This is a genomic window from Bradyrhizobium lablabi, from assembly GCF_018129385.1.
In the GTDB taxonomy this organism is placed as follows: Bacteria; Pseudomonadota; Alphaproteobacteria; order Rhizobiales; family Xanthobacteraceae; genus Bradyrhizobium; species Bradyrhizobium lablabi_C.
In genome coordinates, this window is record NZ_JAFCLN010000014.1 from 49,430 (window position 1) to 72,817 (window position 23,388).

A 23,388-nucleotide genomic window follows, 5' to 3' on the forward strand; every position below is an offset into this window, starting at 1 on the left:
AAACTTTCGATGACATACATCCGGATATCGCGGAGCCACACAAACGTTTGCTTCTCGGCGGCTTAGCGATTTTTCCAACTCCCAGAGCCTATTGTACTTCATTACCCGTCAAGTGCGATCAGTCGGGCGCCGCCTTTCTGAGCGGCCAAAACGTGGGCGCTCGGCACAGCCTAATCGCGTCACCTTCGAGCACGATCGTAGCGAACCGATCTGACGGGTTGCGCGCCAGACCGCACGAAAGAAAATATTAGTCAAATCAGATTACGTTCTGCCTAGCGATATCTATTCGGCTCGCGACCGATCACCCCGAAAAACAAAACGAGCCGTTAGGCTCGCGGTGATCCCTCATGGCCGATCCTCCCCTGAATGTCCTCTCCTACAGCTGTGGCACCTTCCAAGCCAACAGCCCCTTATCGGCGATCCCTGCGGTGCCACTCGATCACGCGCTGGCGAGCATTCTTGGGGGCGGCGCGTGGCTTATCCGGTAATTTATACGCTCGACTACAGTTACACCGGCTTCCAGCAAGGCCAGGCCAACAATTCGTTTCCCGGCACCCAGCTCGACAACGATCTCGCCGGTTTGCGCGCGAGCCTGACGGAATGGACGACCTTCATCAAGGGCGCAATCCGTTCGGACGGCCGGCTCGTCGTCGCGCCGGACAACGCCATCAAGGCGACCGAAGAGGATGCGGTCACGGGTATCGACAACGAGCGCTACATGACCGCGCTCGGCACGATGCTGGCGATTGCGGCGCAGAACAACAATACGCTCGGCGCGACGCCCGACCAGTCACCGTTCAATGCGACGCGCAACGGCACGAGCAACGACACGGTTGCGATCGCAGCAGCGGCCGAATACGCGGCCGCCAACCGTTACGGCCTGCGCTTCCTTTCCGGCCCGGCGTATTCGGTCACGCCAATGCAATTCGGCGATCAGTATCGGACGAGCGGTATCGCGCACGGCGCGTCGATCTCCGGCAACACGTTGACGGTGCCGAATACGCCGACGATTCCGCTGGCGCGCGGCCAGACCATTACCGGCGTCGGGGTGACGGCCTGCAAGATCGTTGCGGACATCGGGAAGGCGGCGGGCGGCATCGGCCAGTATACCGTCGACGGGTCGCCACAGACGGTCGGGCCGGTCGACATGACCGTGACGTCGCCGGAGGTCACGGTTTCGATCTCAGACGACACCGCAGTCGTCACCGTTACGTCGGGCAAGGTCTATTTGCCTTCTGCGATCGTCGGCGCCGTGAACGGCACGACGCTGATCGAGCAACTGACGGGCACGGAAGGCGGCAGCGGCACGTATCGCGTCAGCCACGCGCAGGATCTCGCGTCGACAGCGACCTTCCTCTATCCGTACACCGTCTGCCCGCTGCCGCAGTTCCTGCTCGGCCCCTCCGGCGGTCAAACTCAGTGTGTCATCCGGTCGTTCGGCAGCAACGCCTCTCCGGAAGGGCTTATCAAGCTCGTCAATCCGCCAGCGCTCGGCGCCGTGCTCGGCTTCGAGATCGCCAATCTGCGGCTGAATGCCAATTCGCTATGCGGGAATGCGCTCAAGATCCACGGCTTCGGCGCGACATCGTCCGGCGGGATGCCGATCGTCCGCGACTTGACGATCTCGAATGCGACCGGCGAGACGGGCGGTCTGTGCGTGCAGGGCAACTGCCCTGGCGCTGGCGTGACGCCTTCGTGGGGCGTTATCGAGGCCGTCTTTGCGCGGCTGACGTTCAGCGGCAACGCGATCACCGACTATTCGTTCAACGGCAACGACGGAGACGGTTCGTACAACATCCAGTCAATGTCGCTTATCGACTGCAAGGCGAACTCGCTGTCGAGCGGCGATGGTGCGTGGTTCGATTACGCGAACGTCTATGCGCCAGGTTTGCTGTCGCAGAACCACGGCGGTGCCGCGGTGCGCATCGATCACTGCGAGTATTTTGAAGCGCCCGGCTACTATTCGGAGAACAACGGCGCGCCGTTTACCGGCACTGCGAACAGCCGCGGCGTTAGGATCACCGGCTCGGCCGCGGAGGGCATCAATTCGACGCTGCTCGTCAGCGACAGTTCGAACATCGATATCCGCACAACGGTTTCGAACCGCGTCAAATGGCAGGGAGCGTTCGTCGGCAAGACCGGGCAGTTCACCCGTGACGGCATCGGCGCCGCGGCTGTCGACGGCGCCGTTGTCGAGAACACCACGCCGGCGGCGCCCGGCGCTCAGCAATATTCGCCGCGAACGCGTTGGAGTGGTACGGGTTGGGCGACCAACAGCGGCGGATCGTCTCAGACGGTCGACTTTGCGGCTTACGTTCGGATTGTGCAGGGCGCGGCGAGCCCGACTGGCTTCCTTGAATGGTACTACCAAGTAAACGGGGGCGGTTACAGTTTCGCAGCCGGTTTGAGCCCGTCCGGCGTGTGGAATGTCACGACAGGCTTCCAGATCGCGGGTGCGGCCGCACTCAATCACTTCATCGTCGGTAACGGCACTAACTTCGTTGATGGCGGTGCGCCTGGCGGCGCGATGCTCGACAAGCTCACGGCTTTCTCGTCTAGCGGCATTTTGGCCCGCACAGCCGCGAGCACCTATGCGTTCCGCACGCTGACGGGGCCGGCGAACGGCATCGGTGTGACAAACGGTGGTGGCGTTGGCGGCGATCCGACGCTAGCGCTAACGAACGATCTCGCTGCGATCGAGGCGCTGAACAGCGCCGGGTGGATTAAGCGAACCGCCACAGATACGTGGACGGCTGTCGGGCTGCCGTCGCCGGTACATTTTTCGAGCACCAACTTCAACATCAACGGCGGCGATACCCGCTACGTCGGCCATGCCGCGGCAGCAACCGCAGAAAACACCGTTCAGTTCCCGATCTCGCAAGCCGGGACGCTGAAGAACTTCTACTTCGCAACGGCCGTCGCGCCGGGCGGCGCGCAGACGCTGACGATCACGCTGCGCAAGAACGGCGTGGCGACAGGCATTACCGCCACGATCACCGGGGCGGCCATCAGCGCCTCGGATCTCACGCACACCGTTTCGGTCGTGGCGGGCGATTTGCTGTCGTTGCAGGTAGTAGCGTCCGCTGCGGCCGCCACCACGAACGGGATCAACGCGGCGGGCACGCTCGAAGTCGCCTGATCGGGGGAAAATATGAAGCAATCAGCCACAACCTACGTCACGATCGAAGCCGGCGAGGGCGGAACGGAAAACACTTTGCGCGCGGTCTACGGCAGCCGCAACGAAGCGGCGCAGCGGCTCGGCGGCAGCGACGGGCTCGACATCGTGTCGAGCACGAAGTTCGACGACGGCCGCATTGGCGTGACGTGGCGGCGCGAATGGGAAGCAGCAGATCCTGCGCCCGAACCCGCGCCGCAACAGGAAGAGGCCGCACAGGAGTGACGCCCTCGACAGGCGCCCTCAGTTGGCCGCAGCGTTGGCCGCTGCGAAGGCTTCGAAGTGCAGCGTAGTTGTTGCCAAGCTTGATCGGTTATCGCGCGACGTAGCCTTTGTGGCGGGCCTGATGGCCCAGCGCGTGCCGTTCATGGTCGCCGAACTGGGAGGGATGCCGACCCGTTCATGCGGCATCTTTATGCGGCTCTGGCTGAGAAGGAGCGGCGGCTGATATCTGAGCGCACCAAGGCTGCATTGGCGGCAAAACGAGCTGCGGGGGCCGTGCTGGGTAATCCATGCAATCTGGCGGAAGGGGGTTCTATCGGCAGGGTCGCCCTAATCGAAAGTGCCGATGACCTGGCTATCACACTTGCGCCGCTTCTGCGTGCGGTCCGCTCGGAGGGGGCTACGACCCTCAGGTCGATCGCTCAGGCATTCAATCGACGAGGCATCAAGTCCCCTCGCGGAGGAGCATGGTATCCTTCCTCTATCGCTAACCTGCTCTCCAGAGCTGAAGGCTTTTTATGGTCGGGAATTTGGCTCTCCTGACGCGCACTCTCTTTTGACGTAGCAAAAGGCCCTACCGGGATTGCCCGGCAGGGCCCTTGCGGGTAGGCGGGATGACCCTGACCTGTGTTTAGGTGTCACGCCAAGAACCCGACATTCCAATACGGGTTATATACGCAAAAAGCAGAATCGCGTATCGGTTCTTCAGTTAGTAGTGCAGACCTTGACGGTTTTCATGCCGGTTTCGGCTTCAGCCCTGGTCTTGTAGACCGAGTCGCCACTGACGACGGTCACATCGGTCGAAGTCGGCTTCGTTTCGGTGACGGTGCACTTCTTGGTCTTGACGTCCTGCACCACGTAGAACGATTGCGCGAACGCAGGTGCGGCGACTGCAGCCATGGCTGCGGCGACGATAAGTGTCTTCAGCTTCATTCTATCCTCCTCCGATAGTGTCAGGCCGTTGCTGCCTGTCGTTTTGGAGAACCTGCAGAATTGCCACTTGTTCCCGAAAGGAACGTAAAACTACTGTCTGAGTTTTTCTTCGCTGGAAAGCCAATTGGAAGTGGACCGAATGGACGGACGGTACGAAGCTAGAATGGTTGGACTGAGTATGGCGGTTCTGTATGCGTGCATTCTTATCTCGCTGAGCGCTGCATAGGAGGGGCTGCATGCTTTTGCAGCCGGTCACCGTCCCCCTTCGTCGTGCTCTTGAAAGCTTCGGTGGACTATTCGACTAACTGACTACGCCGTTCGGTATCGTTTCGGGAAAAAGCGGAAACCTTCGTCACGGAGCCGAGTTTGACATCACAACACATCTTTCCGTGACCCGGAGTTCGAGATGGCCGGCGACGATTCCCTACGAAATGCGGTCGATACCGCTTGGTCCGTCTTCCGGGCCACCAATGATGGCATCGATGCCGCGGACAACCGTCGTTGTCTGCTTGAGCGTCATCTGTCCAGGAGGCCGGAAGCGCGCGAAGGTGACGTCCAAGAGCTTGCAAACTTCGGATTGGCTTACCTCGCGCGACTTTCGGGGGACGAACGTTGAGACGGCTGGAAGGGTTGCTCGAGCGGATTGTTGCCGCCAGCGCTGGACCTGATAGGACGCTCCTCGCGATTTCTTACCTCCTGTCCGCGGCTCTCGTGTTCGCCATGCGAACGGCATTTGGGATGATCGGATAGCTGCATGCGCGTTGCCCAGCTTGCTCCCCTGGCCGAAAGCGTCCCTCCGAAACTTTATGGCGGCACGGAGCGGGTGGTCGCTTGGCTGGTGGATGAGCTTATCGACAGGGGCCACCGCGTCTGCAGGAAAGGACGCGGCTTCCTCCGATGGCGCCGGTCAGGCCAAATCAGCAGTTGGCACCGAACTCGGCGATTGCTTTCATTTCAAAAATGGCGCCGACAATGCTTCTTCAGACGTTCTCCACGTACAGCAGCTGGGCCATGGAAGCGGGAAAGCACATGGAGATGGTCAGCATGCTGTCGGACACAAAGGACCGGTGCCAGTCCAGGATGCTGACGCTATTGATCTTTCAGCGCAGCACGATCACTCAGGGCACGCCAATAACCATGCGGTTCATGATTTGATTGTGTAGCCATATACTGATCGGTCAGTCATGCCGCCTCGTTTAGTTGCAAGCCGTTCGTGATACGCAGGGGACCTGCTAGCTGACGCGATCGCTACTCAACAAAAAAGGCTCCGCTGAACGCGGAGTCCCTTTTCGGTTGGTGTGCAACTTAGGCGGAATACTTGAACTGCAATCCCGGCAATCTCCGTATTCTATGCCAAAATGGGCTGTTCTGGTCGAGCCGCGTTGATCGAGAGTGCGGACGCGTTCGCTGAGCAACTGGCCCCCGTCGTTCGGGCCATACAAGCTGAAGGCGCCACGACGCTGCGAGCGATGGCGGAAGCACTAAACCGCCGAGCAATTAAGTCTGCGCGAGGTGGCAGGTGGCATCCCGCCGCGGTGTCTAATCTCTTGGTACGGTCCGAGCGCTTTTTATAGGCGAGAAAATAGTCGCCTTCAGGCGATGTCCGCTTCCGGCACAGCGAAGAAGATCAGACCCTTGAATGGCACGAGAAGGTTGCCACTCCATCGCAGGCTACCTGCCTTTCTGGATCCGCGTGATCGTGAAGCCGCCGTCGCCGCTCTCTGCCTCGAACTTGACGGTGTCGCCGACCTTGACCTGCTTGAGCATCGCGCGATCCCTGACGTCATAGATCAGGGTCATGTCTTCCTTGAAGCCAAGGCTCGGAGCAGGACCCTGTTTCAGCGTAATGCTGCCGCTGCTCTCGTCGATCTTCTTGACCTCGCCGATAATCGTTGCGTCCTGCGCAGCGGCACCAATTCCCAAAACGGCCACCAACAGCGCCCCACCAGCCACCCGCTTGAAAACCTTCAAAATGGACTCCTCTTCGTATCATCAGTCTCGTCCGAGGACTCCAATAGGCTGATCGCGCTGGATGGTATCTCGATTGCGAGTTCAGCTCGGCTACGCTCATACGGACCGCATCGCCATCAGTGGCGGTCGCGGCGAAACTATGACGGTGCAACAGAATCGGGTGCGTCTTTAATCATTGGCTCGTTCATTGCGCACGCATGCTGAAGCAATGCGCATCTTTCATAAGCACTCCTGATCGCTCGATCAATTTCATCAATCAGCAAACATTTGATTGCCGGCACACAAGGACCAGCGTTCGACCTCATGAAGCTCGGACGACCGCCCCACCTGTTCGTTTGTCGACAGCAAGTCGAACCGAACATGCTGTCGTACTTCGACATCGACAAGATCAAGAAGAACACGGATGGCAGCGTCACCATCCCATGTCATCGCTGCAAGGCAGGGCGTCTAGGGCCGGTGCCGGCCTGGGTCAGTGTCGGGGGCTAGTTCTTGGCCAGGCCCGAGAACGACGCTCCTTGTGGCCCGACAAAGGTGCCAGTTTCCATGCATCGAACACGGGCAGACTGACATTTGCCTGACGCACTGGGATTGTTCTTCAGACATGCATTCGCGTACACCGAGCAAGATTTCCCAACCTGTTTTGCATAACCGGTTCCCCCCATCTTGTCCGGAACACCTTGCTGACCTTGGGCCGTTCCAGTCAAAAACAGAGCCACTCCAAAAATCGCGCAAACCAACAATCTCATTGATGCCTCCGCCTCGCCAATTGATTCAAAATTTTATGCACCAGCCATCTTATCTTCTTTCTCCCCGCCGCGCATCACGATCTTCAACACGTCGTCGGGGCAATGGTCGCTGCAACGCCTTCGCTTCGTCCCAGGGCGCGCGCATCCAAACGTCGCGCTCTTCCTCGGTCGTCAGGATCACCGGCATCGCCTTCGGGTGGATCGGCTCGACGATGGCGTTCGGCGCGGTCGTCAGGAAACCATAGACGAGATGCGGTCCCGGAATAGGTTTGGACTTGGTGCCGCGATCACCATTGAATGTGGTCCAGATGCCGGCGAAGGCAAACAGCGGTCGGCTGTCATTGAGCGCAAACCACACCACGTCCTTCTTCTTCGTCGCCGGGTTCGTCTCAGGCCTATTCCGCGAAGCTGTTGGCGGGGACGAGGCAGCGGTGCTCCGGCTTCAGCCAGCCTCGCCAGTGCGGCGATGACGTGTTGCGGATGTTGGTGACTGGCGGGCCGCGAGCCGGGGACAGGCGCGATGAAGGACTACCAAGCCCAAATCGAAAAGCTGCGGAAGGACGCAGCGGAGTGCGCAATGATCCGCGAACTTGCAACCGACAAGGCCAAGCGCGACATGTTCGACCGCCTCGCCAGTCATCTCACCGTTTTAGCGGATCAGGTCGAAATGGTCATGCTTGAACGCAAGAGTAGCGCGAAATAAAGCCGCCTCAGCTGGCAGCCTCTTCATCGCCGCAACGTCTAGCGTGGGTCGGCCTGCGCCCCGAGAGGGCTTGGCCCGCTGCGGGTTTGCAAGCGCCGCGGAGTCAGCCCTCGTCGGAAGCACCCTGCGCGTGAGGAGTTCGATGGGAAGGCAGCGCAGGACGTGTGGAGTGTACAGCAGCCACGCGGGCGCCGTCGGTGCAATTGTAGACACAAGCCTCGCTGCTGCCGCTTGAAGACTAGCCCACCAGTTCCAGTTTCCCTGAAAGAAACAGCTTGGCACAAACTGCACTGTCAAAATCGTTGTGGTTGTGTTTTACTTAAGGTGCACGTCTGCCACTTCCACCCCCTGCGACACACCGGCGGCGCGTGCGGTCCCGGCGCAGCCCTCCTCTCACATCTGCGCCGGGGCCCCAAGCCGTCTGGGATAATGCGATGGACGCAGAGCGCGAACGTGGCTTGGAGGCAGGACGGCGCTGGGCCGAACATGCTTCGCCCCATGATCTTGCTGCACTGGCGAGAGGGTCGTTTGACGAAATCAGCCGCATCTTGCCCCGCGACGTATCGGATCATTTCGTCGGCGGCTTCCGCGAGGCGGTGCTGCACGTCTGGCGCGGGGCTTGAGCGACAAGGCGTTCAAGACGCGTAGCATTCTTGCGCGGCGGGTCAATGCCCAGTGATCTTGCGGGCTATCCGTCAGAGTGCGGGCTTGCGTCGGGGTAGACCATTTCCTCGTGAATCTTCCCGCTCGACCGATCGAGCACCACGATCACCAAACCCGGCTGACTGTTAAAATGTCTGTGCCTCAACATCGCCGCAAGTTCCTTGCTGTGCTGAACGGCTTCACCGTCATGGGCAAAGCGCACATTAAAGCGATTGAGCGTGTGCTCGCCGGCTTTCACATCGAGAAAATACGTCTTCAGCATTCCGGCAGGCTACGCGCATATTACGACGTTGCTCTGTCATAAGACACATTGAAGCGCAGTGGGAGTCCGGTGGCATTGGGGGACGCAGCGCGCGAGGGTGCCGACGCGACGGCACCGCAACAGATGTGCCAGCAGTCGGCGCGGTCGACATCGCGGCGGCGGGTAAGGTCAGCCAACAGGCAAGGGTTCCTTCACCTTGATCCATGCCATACCCGAACTGGTGTATGGCCGCGCATCGCCTCACGGGTAAACAATTAGACCGCCGCTGGGGCAAAAACGGAGATGTCCGATGGGTGTGGCGGGATGGCGCTTCATGCATTCAAAGAGAACTACCCGCGTCGCTGGCCAACCACGCCAGCCGGCGCAACGACGACAGGCATGCAGCAAATGCGGTTGCATCGCCGGGTACACGCCCGCACTCGAAACCCTCAACGGCAAAAACCATCGGCTGGTCCGGTGCGCCATCTGCCGGTCCCTGTCATGGTTCGATGAGCCGCCCCAATAAGGAGGTGATTGATCGTCGGGGCGATCATGATCGGCCGCGGGGGACGATCGCGAGCGCCCGTCAGTGCAATTGTAGGTTAGCCATCCAAACAAGGATTCCTTCACTTTGATCTATGGAACACCCGAACTGGCATATGGCCTGGCATCGTCAATCGGGAAAAATGAGATCGCCGCGCTGGGGGCCAACGGAGACGATCCGATGGGTGTGGCAGGTTATCGTTTCGCGCATGTAAAGAGAGCTTTTCGCTTTCGGGCGGTCGTTGTCGGCAAACTGGAAGAGTTGCCATTTGTCTTTCCTGCCGCGGTCGCAATCGGCTCGCTGATCATGATCGGGATCACGCTCTTCAAGGATTGGCCCCAGTGAGTGCCATCTAGTAATTAAAGGGCCCCGCGACCCCTGAGGTCAATCGCTGAGGCCCCTGGCGCGCGCGGGTCGCAGAATTCTATTCGAAGTACATGGCCACCGCGGCCGCCGGAGAGACGAGGGATTATTTTCCATTTGAGTGGTATGCGGAAGCCGCCGTATCCGCACCGAGCCGTCTAAACGTGGTCGGAAGAGGACGACAACCTTCTCCGGTCAATTTCTGGTCCATCAAGTCTCGTGCCGGAGATTTGAACATCAACATTCCCATCGCAAGCGCCGCAGCTGAACTGACCTTTCACGTTTCACTACGACCATCGAACGCTCCTCAGTCCGGGTTCTATTCTCTTGGCTGCGCTCGTCCGGAGGTGTGGTTTTCGACCTTCCCCTCCCTCTTGAGCTTTGCGGCTCTATCTTCGGTCTTCCTTGCGGAGTCTTCCTTGTCGCGTGAAGTAGCACATTCCGAACCAGCCTCAAGATGGCCCCTCACTTGAGCCTCGTCGGCCGAGTTCTGCTGGGATTTGTCCTGCTGGAGTTTGTCCGCGCATTGTTCGGCGGAGGCGGTGGCGGCGAAGCAGCCAAAGGTTATCGCGAGAGCAATCGTGATCGATCGAGGCATGGGGTGTCCTTTATACCAGCTACGGAAATTCTGGAAATCGTTTCCTTAAAGCAGACGATTTCAATCGGCTGAAACTCGTCAAAATCAAAGCTCAGCGGAGGGTGACCGTTTGAAGGGCCGGCCATTACCAGCGCGCGCGCTGCGCCGGTGGACAGGTCAATGCAACGTCCTTTCACGAATGGACCGCGGTCATTGATCCGCACGGTGACGCTTCGGCCGCTTGCGTGTGAGGTAACCGTGACAGAGAGCCAAATGACCTGGTGCGATGAGCGGCAGTCATCAGGCTGGGTTTCATCCGCTCACCTGAAGCGGTCCGACCGCCACTGTAGCCATAGTGAGAAGCGATGCAGGTCTCTGCAGATGCAGATGGAGATAAGGCACAGGCAAATGCCGCTGCGACCATGAACGGACGGGCCATCATTTTCTTCCTAGCTTCCCGCCCAGATGAGCAACTATTCTACATTCGCTTGGTTCCTTGAGATTGTTCCGCTGAACAATCCCCGGGTCGAAGACGACGTGTTGCAATGCGACGACAAACGTCGAACGAAGTGATGTCATGCCGTGCGCGTCTCCTCGCCAAGAGCACGTCTAGTTACAGGCACCTCCAGAGATCGATGCGGTGTTTGGCAGCTAGCGCGGTGCAGGGTCATGGGTTGGCCGGGGCGGTCGCCTCGGCGGGCCGCGTCGCTGAAGCGCTCGTCCTTCCATGAGGAAACATGACAACCTTTACGCAACCATCCTTCTTTTCCTGAAACGTTTCGTAGAGGTTCGGCCCATCCTCGAGATTGGCGGTGCGATGGCTGATGATCAGAGTCGGATCGACCTTGCCTTCCTCTATCAGCCGCATGAGCTTCTTGAGGTACCTGTGCACATGGGTTTGACCGGTTTTCATCGTCAGCCCTTTGTTCATGAAAGCGCCCATGGCTGTAGCGACGGCCGAGCCGATATAGACGCCGGGAACAGAGACGACCCCACCGGGCCGGCACGACATGATCGCCTGATTCAACGCATACGGGCGATCGGTAGCCGAGATCGTGGACTGAACGGCAGAGGCCACTGCTTGCATTGCCGTTTCGGAGCCCAAGCTTTCCATGCCAACAGCTTCAATAACCGCATCCGGACCTTGTCCCTTTGTGAGCCCAAGGATCTGTTCGTGCACATTGCCATCCTTGTAGTCGATCACTTCCGCGCCGAGCCTGCGCGCTAATTCTATGCGTTCCTTCACCGTATCAATGGCGATGACGCGTTCAGCTCCGAGCACGAAGGCGGACATGATCGAAAACAGACCAACAGGACCACAGCCCCAGACCGCAACGGTCTGACCCTTCTTGATGTCGCAATTTTCCGCCGCCATGTAGCCCGTCGGAAAAATATCTGAGAGGAAGAGCACCTGTTCGTCAGAGAAGTCCTGCGGAACAACGAAAGCGCCAAAATCCGCGAAGGGCACCCGCACGTATTCCGCCTGGCCCCCCGCATAGCCGCCGGTCATGTGCGAATAGCCGAGCGCGCCGGCGACCGGATAGCCAAGTGATTTTGCCTGGTCCGCGCCGTTTCGGTTCGACTTCTCGCAGCAGGAATAGAGCTCCATCTTGCACATGCGGCATTCGCCGCAAGCGAGGCAGAACGGGATGACTACCCGGTCGCCAATCTTCAGCCGCTTATTGTCACACCCTACCTCGACCACTTCGCCCATGCATTCGTGGCCCAAGAGGTCGCCGCTCTTCATCTCCGGCACGAAGCCGCCGATGAGATGGAGATCGGATCCGCATATCGCGCAAGCCGTCACCTTGATAATGGCGTCGCGGCCTTCTTCAATCATAGGATCAGGAACGGCTTCGCAGCGGACGTCTCCGCGACCATGGTAGACCAAAGCTTTCATGTGTTAATTCCAGTGCAATCGAGAAATCTCGCATGGACAAGCAGTTTGGAGCCATTCCGTTCCTACGGCGGAGCACTCGAAGCTGGGCCAGCTGCCGGTGGCGGACGGGCTCGCCGCGGGAGAACTAGCAAGGATAAGTACCTGGATATCTTCGAGCGGATGGGCTGCGATCTGGGGAGGCGAAACTCAGCAGGTGCCTTCTCAGCCCTAGAAAGCCAACGCCAAACGCCGAGGACGTCGATCACGAACAGATTTGCATTCTGGATCATGGAGTGAGGCTGTGCTCGCCAGCCAACATCGTCCCATGCATCGACGCGACAATCTGCACGTTTTGCTGTGCAGCGCCCTCCGATTGTGGCTTCGGTCATTACCGCACTGCTCGTTTTATCCGCAAGCGTTGACACCGCCTCAGCGCAACGATTACTCGAGGAGCGGCCGTAGTAACGTGAATCGAAATTGCGGGCGTCGCTCGTTTGCCAGCGTTTGCGTTTAACGGTTGCTACCTCCATCCCGCGACGAGACCGTCCTCAGTGGCCCTTCGGGCACATTTAGGCTGTCAACGACCTGCGCGATGTTACCACCGTCGGCATAAGTGACCATGTGTCCGGCATCATTCACGAGGTATAGGTTGGCGCGGCCGAGGACTTTGTGAAGCCGTCTCGCCTGCTCAGACTCAATAAGACGGTCTCCTGTTCCATGGAAAATATGGACTGGGCACCGAATGTCTGAATAGCGAGATTGCAGTCTCTTCGCTTCCGGGATGAGGAGCGCACTTTCCTCCGCGGCCGCTTTCAGTTGCTTCGGCCGGAGCGTCAGGGAGGCGGGAAAGTTCTCCTTGAAGCGTCCGGGAATGGAGCGGGGTGCAAATATCTTGCGAAGCAAGGCAGGCAGAATGGCCCATGAGATAACTGGTGCGAACGTATAGCGCATCATATCCCCGAGCCCCGGTATAGCTGGACCTGACATCATCCAAAAGTCCCAACGAGACGTCGGAAAATAATAGCCGGAGGCGACCACGAGGCCTCGGACGGAGAAGTTATCCTGCAACCCGAGGGCGAGAGCGACCAGTGCGCCCCAGGAATGACCCAACACCACAGGATCGCGCACAGCGAGATGATCTAAAGCTTTCGCGAATAGAGCCGCTTGCGACGTGGCAGTCCAGATGCAATCGCGGGGGCGTTGGCTGTATCCGAAGCCTGGCCGATCAAAACACAGAACACGATTGCGGCGAGCAAGACGATCCACAAGTCCGCTAATGATAAAATCCTGAATCAAGGAGCCGTTGCCGTGGAACAGGACGACGCTGGGCGCTAATGGATCGCCTTGCTGGAGGTAATGAAGTCGCACGCCCTCGCAATCGATGAAGCTTCCTATTGGGGGATTCTTCCGTTCAGCCAGGAATGAGAACACGATATTCCCGATTGCCAGCATAAGAAGAATGCCCACAACGATGAGGAACACGATTAGAGCGGAACTCATGCGCTAAGCCTCACGAAGTGATCACAATCGAAGTTGCAGGCGAGCAGGCCTGACTTCGGCATAACCGGGACATGTAGCTGCCCGTTCCTAAGTGACATCGAGGGCTGAGGATGAGGACGACAGAAAAGAGTGTGGGGCTCTGGAACGGTTTCACCACATGGCGTTTCCCGGCAAGGAGACTCGGGCGAGTCATCAACCCAAATCACCGGAGAACCAAGATGGCAAACCCAATTTTCCGCGATGGAAACCTCTCCCCAAGGCGACGCCAGACATAAGCTATGGCCAAAAGCCCGAGGGTAGCTGCCACGCTCCAGCGACCTAGTTCGGTTCGCCGAACATCGCCATTGTAGGTCATAGTCTCCTCCGTTGACTTCAATCGTCAGCGTATGGAGGAGTTGCTGCGCATTTCGGATGCCGAGGCGCCATCAAATGGGAACCGCTCAGCTCAGCGGTGTCGATAACCTCGCCTCCCAGACACGTTAATCATATCGGATAGCGCTGAATTGGCCATCGCCTTCCAAGCGAGCGAGCTTTACGTCTTCTACCTTTTCGATTTGATGCTGGCGAAGCTGAGATAGAAGCTCTTCCGTCAAGAGCAGTTCTTTTCGCATTGCCTCATCGACGATACGCCCATCCTTTATCACAGTAAGAGACGGTGGCCTCAATATCGGGCGCAAGACAGCATACCTATACGTCAGCCAATCGATGACATATTCCCAAGTTACGATGGTCGCGACCAACACAAGACCTTCGGTGACGGATTGGTATTCCTTTCCCAAGCCGTTCTGAGCTGCGTCGGCAATCAGCACGATCACCAAGAGATCTGCTGGCCCAAAATGGCCAGCTTGGCGGCGGGCCATAAAGCGCAGAACGAAGAAAAGGCCGAGGTACATGAGAGTGCCGCGCACAATTATTTCGGCGATCCCGAGGTTGGGTAAGAAGACGTCGCTCCAGCTGATTTGCATGGCGAGTTCCTCGTGTTTAATGACCAACGCGCTCGCCGGTGCGCAAAGGTGATGAGGCATTCCGGTCGTTTGCACTACCGCAAATAACCGAAGAAAGTCCGATCACGGCGCTTCCCGGAGATCGAGCCGCTCTCAGTTTCGCTCATCTGCCGAAAAGGGAAAGATAGGAACTCCTCGCCAGTTCTTCGGTTGTCGAAGTCCGCGATCAACTGGAGGACAAGATGAAACGCGCGTACTATTCATTGATCTCAGCAACTTTGCTTATTGCGGGCCCGGCCCTGGCGCAAAATCCCCCGGCAGCCGATCGGCCGAACAACAACGCCGTCAACAGCTCTGACCAGAACAACTCCAATCGACCTGTCGCCGGGGCGAACAGTTTCACCGAGGGCCAAGCCAGATCGAGAATCGAGGAAGCCGGTTACACCAACGTCACTTCGCTGAGGAAGGACGACAATGGTGTTTGGCGCGGCAAAGCGAGCAAGGGCGGCTCGACCACCGATGTCAGCCTCGATTTCCAAGGCAACGTCAACGCAGCGAAGTGAGCACAGGATTTGAATTATGACCGTTACGATTTCGCGGCTCTACGACAACTACTCTGACGCACAACGCGCCGTTTCAAGCCTCGAAGCAGCCGGAGTGCCGCATTCCGACCTCAGCATCGTCGCCAACAATTCGGACAACTGGTACAATTCGGACAGGAAGATCGATCGAGACCGCGACGGGACCGATGATCGTGCGGAAGGAGCGGCGACTGGTGCCGGTGTCGGCGCGGGCCTTGGCGGCGCCGCGGGCCTGCTGGCTGGGCTCGGATTGATGGCCATTCCAGGCCTCGGTCCCGTCGTCGCCGCGGGTTGGCTCGCCTCTACCGCGCTGGGTGCGGCCGCGGGAGCTGCGACGGGCGGAGTCGTGGGGGCTCTGACCCAGGCTGGGGTGTCTGAGGAAGAAGCTCCGCTTTATGCCGAAGGCATTCGGCGCGGCGGTACGCTGGTTTCGGCAAGGGTACCTGACGCCGACCGCGCGCGCTACGAAGCAATCCTCAACCAGTCCTCGGTCAACCTGACCGATCGTCGGGCAGCTTGGCAAAAAGATGGCTGGAACAGCTTCGACCCGTCCGCAAGGCCTTATGGAGCGGACGACGTTCGCCGCGAGCGCCAACTTTATGCTGGCGGCTTGAGGTAACGAGCGGACTGAACAAACGCGATTGGCTGTCTTGTTCTCGCCGTACGCTTGTCTCTCAGCAACGATGGCAGGATGGAAAGCCGGCAAGGCCCAGCGTCTGACGAGGGCGCTGAGGCCAATGTTTTGTTCGATTGCAACGGTCTCGAACTCCGAAGGGAATCGACGCCTCCTTGATATGGTCGCCGCCAAGCGTGCCGGACGCTAATCGGCGAAGCGCCGCGCACAGGGATGCGTTGGGCGCTATCGCAATCGACGTCCTGGTCCCGGACGGAATGGTTGGAGAGTCCATCATCCTAATACGCGAAGATTTTTTACTGAGGACTGCGCGCTATATCCGACGATGGTGTGACTGCCGCATTAAAAGCAAGAAGGTTCGCAACAATGAAACGGCAGACAGTTGAGCCGGAGAGCGCGTGCGCCTCCGGCTTTTACTTATCAGCGACGGCCGCGTTTGAGCGCCTTCGTAACCTTCTTGCGGCTGTTGCCGACTTTCTTGACCGCCTTCTTAACAGCGGAAGCAGACTTCTTCGTCTTCTTCGCCGTATATCGAACCTCGTAATCCTGGCCGCCTGCGACGCGCGTTCGGTCCTGGTTGCGGCCGAACGTCGTGAGCTTCCTGGCTTTCTTCGCCATCCGTTAATCCTCCTCAGTGGACGCTAGGAACGCTCGGCATGTGTTCGGAGTTCCGTTCAGGCGAACTTAGAACTGCTTATGAGTTTCGGGGAGGGCGTTAGATGATCTATCGCGGGCTCGGATATTCGTCGAGACACCCGATAACACGACCTTCCTAACCGCGTTCGTCGCGAGGTGTTGGGGGAGGCGCTCCTATGCTCATTGGCTTGGCACGCTGGGGCTGGCTGAGCCTTCGCTCGTAGCTATTGGCGAGGTCGAGTAACCGGCGTTTGATGAAGGGGTCGGTGTTGGCCGCCAATTCGCGTATGTGCTCCACGCGCCCCTTGATGAATTCGTCCTCAGTAATCATCTGAACCTCGGTAAAAGAAAAGCGAAGGTGTAGAATTTCCCGACAGGGAAAGTAGCTTTTGATAAAGCTAGGTCGTTAGTCTCAAGTTTCATTAATGCGAGTTATGTTGTGAAGCGTTCAGCGGAGATGCCGGGGTTCATTAAACCTCAGCTTGCGACTCTCAGGTCAAAAGCCCCTAAAGGCGAGCAGTGGCTTCACGAAATCAAGTACGACGGCTACCGCATCCAGATTCACATCAACGGCGGACGTAAGAAGGCCTACACCCGCAACGGCCTGGATTGGACGAAGCGTTTCTCCACCATTGCTGGCGCATTCGATATTCCAGGCCAAGCCATCATCGACGGCGAAGTGGTGGTTGTTCACGAAGGCCGCACGAACTTCTCCGAGCTTCAAGCCGAACTTGCCGCCGGCCGACAAGGCAGGCTGGTCTACTACGCGTTCGATCTTCTATGGCGCGACGGAGATCTCCGAAAGCTGTCCCAGCTCCAGCGAAAGCAGGCTTTATCCGACCTCCTTGGTGAAAACGACATCGATCTGCCGGTTATCTACTCCGAACACCTCACCGGGGATGGACAGGTCCTGTTCAAGCACGCCAGCAAACTGAACTTTGAAGGCATCATCTCGAAACGCGCAGACTCCCCCTACAAATCCGAACGCGGTGAAGCCTGGGTAAAGGTGAAGGCCATCCAGCGTGAGAAGTTTCCCGTCGTTGGCTTCATCAAAGACCCCTCGGGCGTCGCTGCTCTCTATCTCGGGAAGCAGGAAGGCAAAGAGTTGCGTTACATGGGGAAGGTTGGCACCGGCTGGAATCGGACGACCTCGAGCCGGATACGCAAGCAGCTCGACACTGTGGTGAGCCCAAAGTCCAAACTCACCAAGCCTGTCAGGAAACCGAAGGCCACCTGGGTCGAACCGAAGTTCTTTGCCGATGTTGAATATCGAGACATCACCTCGGAGGGTTTGCTGCGCGCCAGCTCGTTCAAAGGGCTATCGAGGAATGACAAATCCTAGCTGCCCAGTATGTCTAGGTGTGGGTTGGGTCTGTGAAAATCATCCGAACCGCGCATGGGATGAGGATATTGGCTGCGTGTGCGGCGGCGGGATGCTCTGTGAGTGCAATAGGTCGGATGATATCAACGAAGGTATCGAGGAGCCCAACACGAGCGAAGTGATTGGCCCGAGGCCGACTCGCAGGCATTGACTCTGATGTGTGGTTAGCGCGACGGGAACGATTTTCGCAGCCGATCTTTTCCCTTTGGGTGCTACCGCCATGACCGAAACTGATGAGAACCGCTATCGCAGAGAAGCCGAGGAGTGTCGTCGCCTAGCGGCGAAGGCAGTCAGCCCGATTGATAGAGACAGACTGCATCGAATGGCCGACGAATGGCTGAAGCTCGCCCAGGGGCTTCAAGACAAATCGAAATAAGGGTCCTCTTTAGACAACCTACTCTTTTCTTCGTTTGGCTTGGCTTCCGGCCAGTGTTGATCATGCCAATCAGCTTGGGCTCCGTAATCGCGGGCCATTCGCTCTAGGACTTCCCGGGCACCGGCGTGGACGAGATCGCCGCCTGCTGGCGACAAAGCAATTCAAGGGCGCGGTAGGAAGGGCGATCCATCGGACGGAGTATTCCGCTTTGGCGCGCCGTCGCATTAAACCTGTGTTACAAAGTGAACTTATCTCCCGGTTGACAGGTAAGTTCGGCGTGAGTGTCAAAAGATAATTGTGGCGCGGTTCCGATTGAGGGAACATGGTGGGCCTGTCAGGAATTGGAGGTGGCCCATGCCAAAACGCCTTCGGATCAAACAAACCGATCAGCTTGAAGATCGCTTAGCCGAAACTGCAAAGCGCCTGCGCGAGGAGGCTGCAAAGCTGAAACCTGGTGCGGCGCGAGATGAGCTGCTTCGCAGAGCAAACCAAGCAGAGGTCGGCGCGCACATGAGCGAGTGGCTGCGGTCTGCGGGACTTCAGCCCCCGCGATGAAAGACTATCAGGCGCAGGTTGAGAAGCTACGGAAGGACGCGGCAGAATGCGCCATGATCCGCGATCTCGCGACTGACAAAGCCAAGCGCGATATGTTTGATCGACTGGCAAGCCATCTCACAGTGCTTGCGGATTAGGTTGAAATGGTAATGCTTGAGCGCAAGAGTAGTTGAAGAGTAAGGCGCCTTAGTTGGTGGCCCGGACCAGCAACTAGATCGACGAAGGCGGGGGTAAATTGTTTTGAAGGGCCGTGGCCTGGGCTGCCCGTCGGCGAGAGGCAGCAAAACGCTCCCTCTCACGGGAGCGTTCATCGCGGAGTTGTCGGGCCTCTTTGATCGCCGCGTCCGCACGACTAAGAAGCGAGTCCCGTGCCGATCTATGAATTGTGACCTGGTTGTCCTAAGCTTCACGAAGGCCGATGTTCTGCCACGCGAGCCCGGCTCTTGATCCTATAAGGAAGCCGTGCCTTTTGCGGCTTCTTCTCTGGTTTTGGATGCGAGCATGTCAAGCTGAGTGGCTAAACCTACGAAGCTTCGCGCGATGTTCCTCATGATGAAAGCGCAGTCTTTGGAAGTGTTGGGCACCTGAGACTTCAGTTTGAACTCGCTAGCCAAGGCGCGGGCCTGTTCAGGGGTCATCAATCCAACTCTCACTATGACTCGCAGGTTAATCGCGCCATCACGCGGCGGTTCCAATTTGCACCTAGTCGCCCCGAAGCGGTCTCAATTGGTAATCGCTTAGGAACGACTTCCAATCTGAGAGATTAAAACTCCGGTCTGTGGCGCGATCGTTCGTGCCATCCACCGGGAACGGCCCATCAGTTGAACGCGCGTCCAACGATGGGCCGGTTTTCGTTTAGCCGAAGAACAGCCAGAGCAGGACAGCAGCAGCGAAGGCGATCCAGGCTGAGGCGACAAATATCTTTCCCTTGTCGGCCGGCATCAGGCGAATAGCTCGGCACCGGCGGGCGCCAGTCTGACGAACGTTCCGCTCTCGTGCATCTCGAGCCAGCCGCGCTCGATGCACAGCTTCAGCCCTGCGCTGTATTCGGGAACGCTGCCCTTGTCCTCTGACAGAAACGGCCAATTGATCTTCTCAATGTAGATCCGGCCGTCTTGGATCGGCTCGAAGGCGTGAGCGTGCTCCATCAGGCGGCGCGCGGCTTTCTCGGGATTGGCGTAAGGGCGTTCTTGGGTCAACTTCATGCGACCTCTATGCCCGATTCGATCTGCTCCGAAATCGCTGAATTATCTTTCTCGCGGCCACCAGGTCGTCGCCGGATGCACCACCGAGATTTTCGTCGTCCGCAGCGCTACGAGATGGCTTCGCTTGTACGGGCGCCCCTGCAACTCTGAGCAGTTCTTACACCGCATGTAGCGCTCTAACTCGTGGATCGGCGTTGTCTCTTTCGGACGCCGGACGGAGCAACGGTCTGGTGGGTGTCGCAGCCCAAGCATCGGACTTCAAGATATCGATAGCCCGCGTTCAGCGCATCCCCTAGCATCGGCGAGGGCTGGGCAGGCCCTTATAACCTAGCATTCGATTGTTCCAAGCCTCGCATGCCAGCCTGTCGGCCTCCTTGCGCGCGTGAGCGGCGCGCTCGGCCGACATTTTGATCGTGGTGCCGAATAGATATTCGCGAGACTTGGTCGTCATGCCGCATGATTCCGCGGCAAAACAGACTTGGCAAATTCTTAAGCTGTTGTGGCTCGGAACGGTCGCTCGCTACTGTGGGTCGGTGATCACCGAAGGCCGGCAACAGGCCGCGCTCAATACGAACAGCAATAGCCCGTAGGGATACGGGACCAGCAACCAGCAGAACACCAGCCACGCAATCAGAGCCGTCCGGGCCGGCGGCACTCGCCTAGAGCTTTTCATGACAGAAACAAACTAGCGTAAGCAGATCCAAAGCACCCAGCCGAAGTAGGACGGCAGCTATCAAAATTCTATGCGGCGAGGGTTATGCATCCGAATTTCACCGACGCTACTTGCGCACCTCAAGTAAAGATTGTTGATCCCGCCCGGCGCGATCAACGCCAACTGCCCGTTCGAACAAAATTTTCAGGCGATGATATGCCAGTTGGTCGGCACCACGCCCAGCGAGGTGGCCTGGGCGATCGCGCCGTCGTTCATCTGCCACATCTGGGTGAGACCGGAATCGTTGCGCCAGATGATATCGCTCATGTGGTCGCCGTTGTAATCGCCGACCGCGCCGACCTTCCATTCGTTCGGGATCAGCCCGAGCGCGCGGGTGCTCTGGATGGTGGCGTCATTCATGTTCCAGACCTGCGCGACACCAGAATCGCTGCGCCACAGGATGTCGCTCATCCTGTCGCCGTTGAAATCGCCGATGCCGGCGATCTGCCAGGTGGTCGGGATCGCGCCGAGCGAATTGGCGCTCAGGACGTTGCCACCATCCATGTCCCAGATTTGTGCGACGCCGGAATCGTTGCGCCACAACAGGTCGGACTTGCCGTCGCCATTGAAGTCGCCGGTACCCGCGAGCTTCCATGCCGCGGGGATGACCCCGAGAGCGTGCGTGTCGATAATGGCGCCATCGTTCATGTCCCACATTTGCACGGAGCCGTTGTCGTGACGCCAGAGCAAATCCGTCGTGCCGTCACCGTTGAAGTCCCCGGTGCCCAGAAGCTTCCAGGCCGTCGGGATCGCGCCGAGCGCGTGGGTGCTGGCGATGGCGCCGTCGTCCATGTTCCAAATCTGTGCGACGCCGGCATCGTTGCGCCAGAGCAAATCCGCCTTGCCGTCAGCGTTAAAGTCGCCTGTCCCAGCGACATCCCAAGTGGTGGGTACCGCGCCCAGCGAGTTGGCGTCGAGAATGGTCGCGCCGTCCATGTCCCAAATTTGCCCGACGCCGGAATCGTGACGCCAGACGATGTCGCTCCTGCCATCGCCGTTGAAGTCATTGGGCGCGTCGTTGACGGGCGTGACCATTACGGTCTGGGTAAAGGAGCCCGTGTCCGCGCCGCCATTGGCGGTGCCCGAACCGTCGACAAGCGTAAAGGTCACGGTCCGGGCATCGACGGTTGGATCGTCGCTGGTCGAGGAGAAGCCGACTGCGCGCGCGAGCGCTCCGACCGCCACCGCGTCAGCATGGGCATTGAGCGCAATCGACAGGCTCGCCGTGCCGCTGCCGGACAGCGTTCCAATCGCCGTGCCGTAGTAGTTCACGGTTGCGCCGGAAAGTTCGATGCCGCTTCCCGCTGTTTGCGACACGATCAGCGTCAGGCTGTCTCCGGCATGGCTTCCCGCCGTCAGCGCTACCGTCAGCGAACCGCCGTCGAAGTCCGAATTGTCAATGTCGGTCACCGTGACCGGCTGGGTGGCGACGCGAACTGGTGCTGCGTTCTCCACATAGACGGCGGGGTCTTCAGGGTCGAACGTCGATCTCCCGAGGAATATGTCGCTGGTATGGTTGGTGTCGCCGGCCACCAAATTAGGGGCAAGGCTGAAGAACGCGATACTGCTGCCATCGGGCGAGAACACCAGCTGGAAGCTGTGGCCGTTACCCTCGGGACCCGCTGCGCCGATGGAGATGCGGCTGACCTCGCCGGTCGTCAGGTCCATGACGAAGATGTCGCGGCTGCCGTTGGTATCGCCGGCCACCAGATTGGAGGCGTCGCTGAAGAACGCGATCCTGCCGCCCTCGGGCGAGAACACCGGCTCGCCGCTGTGGCCGTTGGCCTGCACGCCCGCAGTGTTGACTGAGACGCGGGTAATCGCCCCTGTTGTCAGGTCCTTGACGAAGATGTCAAAGGAGTCATTGGTGTCTCCAGGAACCAGGTTAGAGGCGCCGCTTTGGAATGCGACCTTGTTGCCATCGGGCGAGAACACCGGTGTGCCGCTGGCGAGATTGCCCTGCGCACCGACGCCATTGACCGAGACGAGGGTGACTGTGCCAGTCGTGAGGTCCTTGACGAAGACGTCGGTGGCATTGTTGGTGTCGCCGGCAACCAGGTTCGAGGCGGAGCTTTGGAATGCGATCTTGTTGCCATCGGGCGAAAACACCGGAGTGTCGCTGTAGCCATCGCCCTCCGCGCCGGCAGCGTCAACCGAGACGCGGGTGACTGCGCCGGTCGTGAGGTCCTTGACGAAGATGTCGTAGGCGCCGTTGGTGTCGCCCGCCACCAGGTTCGTGGCCGGGCTCGCAAACGCGATCTTGCTGCCGTCGGGCGAGAATGTGAGATCGTAGCTGCCGCCATTCGCCGGCGTGCCCGCGGCACTTGTGGAGACCAGGGCAATCGCTCCGGTGACAATATCCTTGACGAAGATGCCGCTGCCGACCAAGCCAGAGCCGACGAATGCGATCTTACTACCATCCGGCGAGAACACGGGAGTGCTACCGCCGTAAATATCCGGCTCGCTGGAGACCAGATCGATCGCGCCGGTCGCGAGGTCCTTGATGAAGATATCGTAGTCGCCGATGGAGTCGCCCGCCACCAGGTTCGAGGCCATGCTCGAAAACGCAATCTTGCTGCCATCGGGCGAGAACACGGGCTCGGCCGCTTCGGAATTGCCCTGCGTACCCGCAGCGTCAGTCGAGACGCGCGTGAGGATGTAGGTAGGTTTGAAAGCACCGATCGACGGTGCGTTGTTGACTGGCGCCATTCCAATATTGATCAATAAACGATTGCGTTTTTGACCGTATTACAATTTTCGAAGGTGCGTCAAGCTGCGCTCAACCGCAGCGGGGCGTACAAAAAATTCTGAAAACCGGAAATTATGCTTGCGCTGTCGGGCAAATCA

General features: G+C 58.8%; 24 protein-coding genes and 4 pseudogenes. 16 read left to right on the forward strand and 12 right to left on the reverse strand.

The features are described from left to right. The first annotated feature begins 472 nt into the window (after positions 1-472). From JQ628_RS23555 to JQ628_RS34560, 4 genes are read left to right on the forward strand one after another with little or no spacing between them, the layout of a single operon-like run. Positions 473-3,139, forward strand: coding sequence for a hypothetical protein (locus JQ628_RS23555; RefSeq protein WP_212225754.1), 2,667 nt, complete (start codon positions 473-475; stop codon positions 3,137-3,139). 12 nt (positions 3,140-3,151) lie between these two features. Continuing rightward, the gene (locus tag JQ628_RS23560) at positions 3,152-3,400 is read left to right on the forward strand and encodes a hypothetical protein (protein WP_212225756.1); all 249 of its coding nucleotides are present in this window, start codon (positions 3,152-3,154) and stop codon (positions 3,398-3,400) included. A gap of 22 nt (positions 3,401-3,422) precedes the next feature. Beyond that, positions 3,423-3,623, forward strand: a complete 201-nt coding sequence (locus JQ628_RS34555; protein WP_249128327.1) for a hypothetical protein — start codon at positions 3,423-3,425, stop codon at positions 3,621-3,623. Further along, positions 3,578-3,940: a recombinase family protein gene (locus JQ628_RS34560; protein ID WP_249128296.1), complete on the forward strand. Its 363-nt coding sequence runs from the start codon at positions 3,578-3,580 to the stop codon at positions 3,938-3,940. Before JQ628_RS34555 ends, JQ628_RS34560 begins: the two co-directional genes overlap by 46 nt. Before the next feature lie 162 nt (positions 3,941-4,102). Here the strand turns inward: JQ628_RS34560 and JQ628_RS23570 are convergent, their stop codons facing one another. Then, positions 4,103-4,330, reverse strand: a complete 228-nt coding sequence (locus JQ628_RS23570; RefSeq protein ID WP_212225758.1) for a hypothetical protein — start codon at positions 4,328-4,330, stop codon at positions 4,103-4,105. 406 nt (positions 4,331-4,736) lie between these two features. Between JQ628_RS23570 and JQ628_RS23575 the strand changes: the two genes are divergently transcribed. The 3 genes and pseudogenes from JQ628_RS23575 (at position 4,737) to JQ628_RS23580 (ending at position 5,493) form a co-directional block, all read left to right on the forward strand. After that, positions 4,737-4,946: a hypothetical protein gene (locus JQ628_RS23575; RefSeq protein ID WP_212225760.1), complete on the forward strand. Its 210-nt coding sequence runs from the start codon at positions 4,737-4,739 to the stop codon at positions 4,944-4,946. 138 nt (positions 4,947-5,084) lie between these two features. Beyond that, positions 5,085-5,201 (forward strand): annotated as a pseudogene (locus tag JQ628_RS34565) (glycosyltransferase family 4 protein); the annotation flags it as partial. After that, a complete protein-coding gene (locus JQ628_RS23580) occupies positions 5,173-5,493 on the forward strand; it encodes a hypothetical protein (RefSeq protein ID WP_212225762.1) in 321 nt (106 codons plus the stop codon). The pseudogene JQ628_RS34565 and the gene JQ628_RS23580, both read left to right, overlap by 29 nt. A 508-nt stretch (positions 5,494-6,001) precedes the next feature. Here the strand turns inward: JQ628_RS23580 and JQ628_RS23585 are convergent. Continuing rightward, positions 6,002-6,301, reverse strand: coding sequence for a copper-binding protein (locus JQ628_RS23585; protein WP_212225765.1), 300 nt, complete (start codon positions 6,299-6,301; stop codon positions 6,002-6,004). A gap of 779 nt (positions 6,302-7,080) precedes the next feature. Continuing rightward, positions 7,081-7,547: pseudogene (locus JQ628_RS23590) on the reverse strand (SOS response-associated peptidase family protein); the annotation flags it as partial. Positions 7,548-7,567: 20 nt separating this feature from the next. Here JQ628_RS23590 and JQ628_RS23595 point away from each other — a divergent pair. Further along, a complete protein-coding gene (locus JQ628_RS23595) occupies positions 7,568-7,750 on the forward strand; it encodes a hypothetical protein (RefSeq protein ID WP_212225767.1) in 183 nt (60 codons plus the stop codon). Positions 7,751-8,184: 434 nt separating this feature from the next. Next, positions 8,185-8,373, forward strand: a complete 189-nt coding sequence (locus JQ628_RS23600) for a hypothetical protein (RefSeq protein ID WP_212225769.1) — start codon at positions 8,185-8,187, stop codon at positions 8,371-8,373. 65 nt (positions 8,374-8,438) lie between these two features. Here JQ628_RS23600 and JQ628_RS23605 read toward each other — a convergent pair whose 3' ends face one another. After that, positions 8,439-8,675, reverse strand: a complete 237-nt coding sequence (locus tag JQ628_RS23605; RefSeq protein ID WP_212225770.1) for a hypothetical protein — start codon at positions 8,673-8,675, stop codon at positions 8,439-8,441. Positions 8,676-9,285: 610 nt separating this feature from the next. On the opposite strand from JQ628_RS23605, the gene JQ628_RS23610 reads away from it, so the two are divergent. Both JQ628_RS23610 and JQ628_RS34570 read left to right on the forward strand, forming a co-directional pair. Then, positions 9,286-9,543: a hypothetical protein gene (locus JQ628_RS23610; protein ID WP_212225976.1), complete on the forward strand. Its 258-nt coding sequence runs from the start codon at positions 9,286-9,288 to the stop codon at positions 9,541-9,543. Between the two features lie 487 nt (positions 9,544-10,030). Then, positions 10,031-10,231 carry a hypothetical protein gene (locus JQ628_RS34570; protein ID WP_249128329.1) on the forward strand — a complete coding sequence of 67 codons (201 nt, stop codon included), beginning with the start codon at positions 10,031-10,033 and terminating at the stop codon, positions 10,229-10,231. A 38-nt stretch (positions 10,232-10,269) separates the two neighbouring features. On the opposite strand, the pseudogene JQ628_RS34575 reads toward JQ628_RS34570, so the two are convergent. The 4 genes and pseudogenes from JQ628_RS34575 to JQ628_RS23630 all read right to left on the reverse strand — a co-directional run. Further along, positions 10,270-10,562: pseudogene (locus tag JQ628_RS34575) on the reverse strand (septal ring lytic transglycosylase RlpA family protein); the annotation flags it as partial. A 243-nt stretch (positions 10,563-10,805) separates the two neighbouring features. Beyond that, a complete protein-coding gene (locus tag JQ628_RS23620) occupies positions 10,806-12,038 on the reverse strand; it encodes a zinc-dependent alcohol dehydrogenase (RefSeq protein WP_212225772.1) in 1,233 nt (410 codons plus the stop codon). Between the two features lie 489 nt (positions 12,039-12,527). Further along, positions 12,528-13,517 (reverse strand): alpha/beta fold hydrolase, encoded by a 990-nt coding sequence (locus tag JQ628_RS23625; RefSeq protein WP_212225774.1) that lies wholly within the window; start codon positions 13,515-13,517, stop codon positions 12,528-12,530. 479 nt (positions 13,518-13,996) lie between these two features. Continuing rightward, complete coding sequence (locus JQ628_RS23630; RefSeq protein ID WP_212225775.1) at positions 13,997-14,482, reverse strand: DUF421 domain-containing protein; 486 nt, start codon at positions 14,480-14,482, stop codon at positions 13,997-13,999. Positions 14,483-14,703: 221 nt separating this feature from the next. On the opposite strand from JQ628_RS23630, the gene JQ628_RS23635 reads away from it, so the two are divergent. Continuing rightward, positions 14,704-15,024 (forward strand): hypothetical protein, encoded by a 321-nt coding sequence (locus tag JQ628_RS23635; RefSeq protein ID WP_212225776.1) that lies wholly within the window; start codon positions 14,704-14,706, stop codon positions 15,022-15,024. A 16-nt stretch (positions 15,025-15,040) separates the two neighbouring features. Next, positions 15,041-15,661: a general stress protein gene (locus JQ628_RS23640; protein ID WP_212225777.1), complete on the forward strand. Its 621-nt coding sequence runs from the start codon at positions 15,041-15,043 to the stop codon at positions 15,659-15,661. A 435-nt stretch (positions 15,662-16,096) separates the two neighbouring features. Here JQ628_RS23640 and JQ628_RS23645 read toward each other — a convergent pair whose 3' ends face one another. Continuing rightward, positions 16,097-16,294, reverse strand: a complete 198-nt coding sequence (locus tag JQ628_RS23645; RefSeq protein WP_212225778.1) for a DUF3606 domain-containing protein — start codon at positions 16,292-16,294, stop codon at positions 16,097-16,099. A 457-nt stretch (positions 16,295-16,751) separates the two neighbouring features. Between JQ628_RS23645 and ligD the strand changes: the two genes are divergently transcribed. The 3 genes from ligD to JQ628_RS23660 all read left to right on the forward strand — a co-directional run bounded on the left by ligD (position 16,752) and on the right by JQ628_RS23660 (position 18,761). After that, the gene (ligD, locus tag JQ628_RS23650) at positions 16,752-17,654 is read left to right on the forward strand and encodes a non-homologous end-joining DNA ligase (RefSeq protein ID WP_349628109.1); all 903 of its coding nucleotides are present in this window, start codon (positions 16,752-16,754) and stop codon (positions 17,652-17,654) included. Positions 17,655-17,913: 259 nt separating this feature from the next. Next, entirely contained in the window at positions 17,914-18,069 is a 156-nt protein-coding gene (locus JQ628_RS23655; protein ID WP_212225782.1) for a hypothetical protein, read from the forward strand. 551 nt (positions 18,070-18,620) lie between these two features. After that, positions 18,621-18,761, forward strand: coding sequence for a hypothetical protein (locus JQ628_RS23660; RefSeq protein ID WP_212225783.1), 141 nt, complete (start codon positions 18,621-18,623; stop codon positions 18,759-18,761). Between the two features lie 804 nt (positions 18,762-19,565). Here the strand turns inward: JQ628_RS23660 and JQ628_RS23665 are convergent. From JQ628_RS23665 to JQ628_RS23670, 3 genes and pseudogenes are all read right to left on the reverse strand, one after another. Beyond that, positions 19,566-19,829 (reverse strand): hypothetical protein, encoded by a 264-nt coding sequence (locus JQ628_RS23665; protein ID WP_212225784.1) that lies wholly within the window; start codon positions 19,827-19,829, stop codon positions 19,566-19,568. A gap of 42 nt (positions 19,830-19,871) precedes the next feature. Next, positions 19,872-20,280, reverse strand: a pseudogene (locus tag JQ628_RS34585) (hypothetical protein). Between the two features lie 405 nt (positions 20,281-20,685). Next, the gene (locus JQ628_RS23670) at positions 20,686-23,250 is read right to left on the reverse strand and encodes an FG-GAP-like repeat-containing protein (protein WP_212225785.1); all 2,565 of its coding nucleotides are present in this window, start codon (positions 23,248-23,250) and stop codon (positions 20,686-20,688) included. Positions 23,251-23,388 lie beyond the last annotated feature (138 nt).

Bases quoted from the DNA above. Each gene is read 5' to 3' on its own strand.
- JQ628_RS34560 (WP_249128296.1), top strand. From the start codon at position 3,578: ATGCGGCATCTTTATGCGGCTCTGGCTGAGAAGGAGCGGCGGCTGATA.
- JQ628_RS23670 (WP_212225785.1), bottom strand. From the start codon at position 23,250: ATGGCGCCAGTCAACAACGCACCGTCGATCGGTGCTTTCAAACCTACC.
- JQ628_RS23600 (WP_212225769.1), top strand. From the start codon at position 8,185: ATGGACGCAGAGCGCGAACGTGGCTTGGAGGCAGGACGGCGCTGGGCC.
- JQ628_RS23630 (WP_212225775.1), bottom strand. From the start codon at position 14,482: ATGCAAATCAGCTGGAGCGACGTCTTCTTACCCAACCTCGGGATCGCC.
- JQ628_RS23660 (WP_212225783.1), top strand. From the start codon at position 18,621: ATGAAAGACTATCAGGCGCAGGTTGAGAAGCTACGGAAGGACGCGGCA.
- JQ628_RS23655 (WP_212225782.1), top strand. From the start codon at position 17,914: ATGACCGAAACTGATGAGAACCGCTATCGCAGAGAAGCCGAGGAGTGT.
- JQ628_RS23560 (WP_212225756.1), top strand. From the start codon at position 3,152: ATGAAGCAATCAGCCACAACCTACGTCACGATCGAAGCCGGCGAGGGC.
- JQ628_RS23635 (WP_212225776.1), top strand. From the start codon at position 14,704: ATGAAACGCGCGTACTATTCATTGATCTCAGCAACTTTGCTTATTGCG.
- JQ628_RS23665 (WP_212225784.1), bottom strand. From the start codon at position 19,829: ATGAAGTTGACCCAAGAACGCCCTTACGCCAATCCCGAGAAAGCCGCG.
- JQ628_RS23625 (WP_212225774.1), bottom strand. From the start codon at position 13,517: ATGAGTTCCGCTCTAATCGTGTTCCTCATCGTTGTGGGCATTCTTCTT.
- JQ628_RS23645 (WP_212225778.1), bottom strand. From the start codon at position 16,294: ATGGCGAAGAAAGCCAGGAAGCTCACGACGTTCGGCCGCAACCAGGAC.
- JQ628_RS23605 (WP_212225770.1), bottom strand. From the start codon at position 8,675: ATGCTGAAGACGTATTTTCTCGATGTGAAAGCCGGCGAGCACACGCTC.
- JQ628_RS23570 (WP_212225758.1), bottom strand. From the start codon at position 4,330: ATGAAGCTGAAGACACTTATCGTCGCCGCAGCCATGGCTGCAGTCGCC.
- JQ628_RS23595 (WP_212225767.1), top strand. From the start codon at position 7,568: ATGAAGGACTACCAAGCCCAAATCGAAAAGCTGCGGAAGGACGCAGCG.
- JQ628_RS23620 (WP_212225772.1), bottom strand. From the start codon at position 12,038: ATGAAAGCTTTGGTCTACCATGGTCGCGGAGACGTCCGCTGCGAAGCC.
- JQ628_RS23580 (WP_212225762.1), top strand. From the start codon at position 5,173: ATGAGCTTATCGACAGGGGCCACCGCGTCTGCAGGAAAGGACGCGGCT.
- JQ628_RS23640 (WP_212225777.1), top strand. From the start codon at position 15,041: ATGACCGTTACGATTTCGCGGCTCTACGACAACTACTCTGACGCACAA.
- JQ628_RS23575 (WP_212225760.1), top strand. From the start codon at position 4,737: ATGGCCGGCGACGATTCCCTACGAAATGCGGTCGATACCGCTTGGTCC.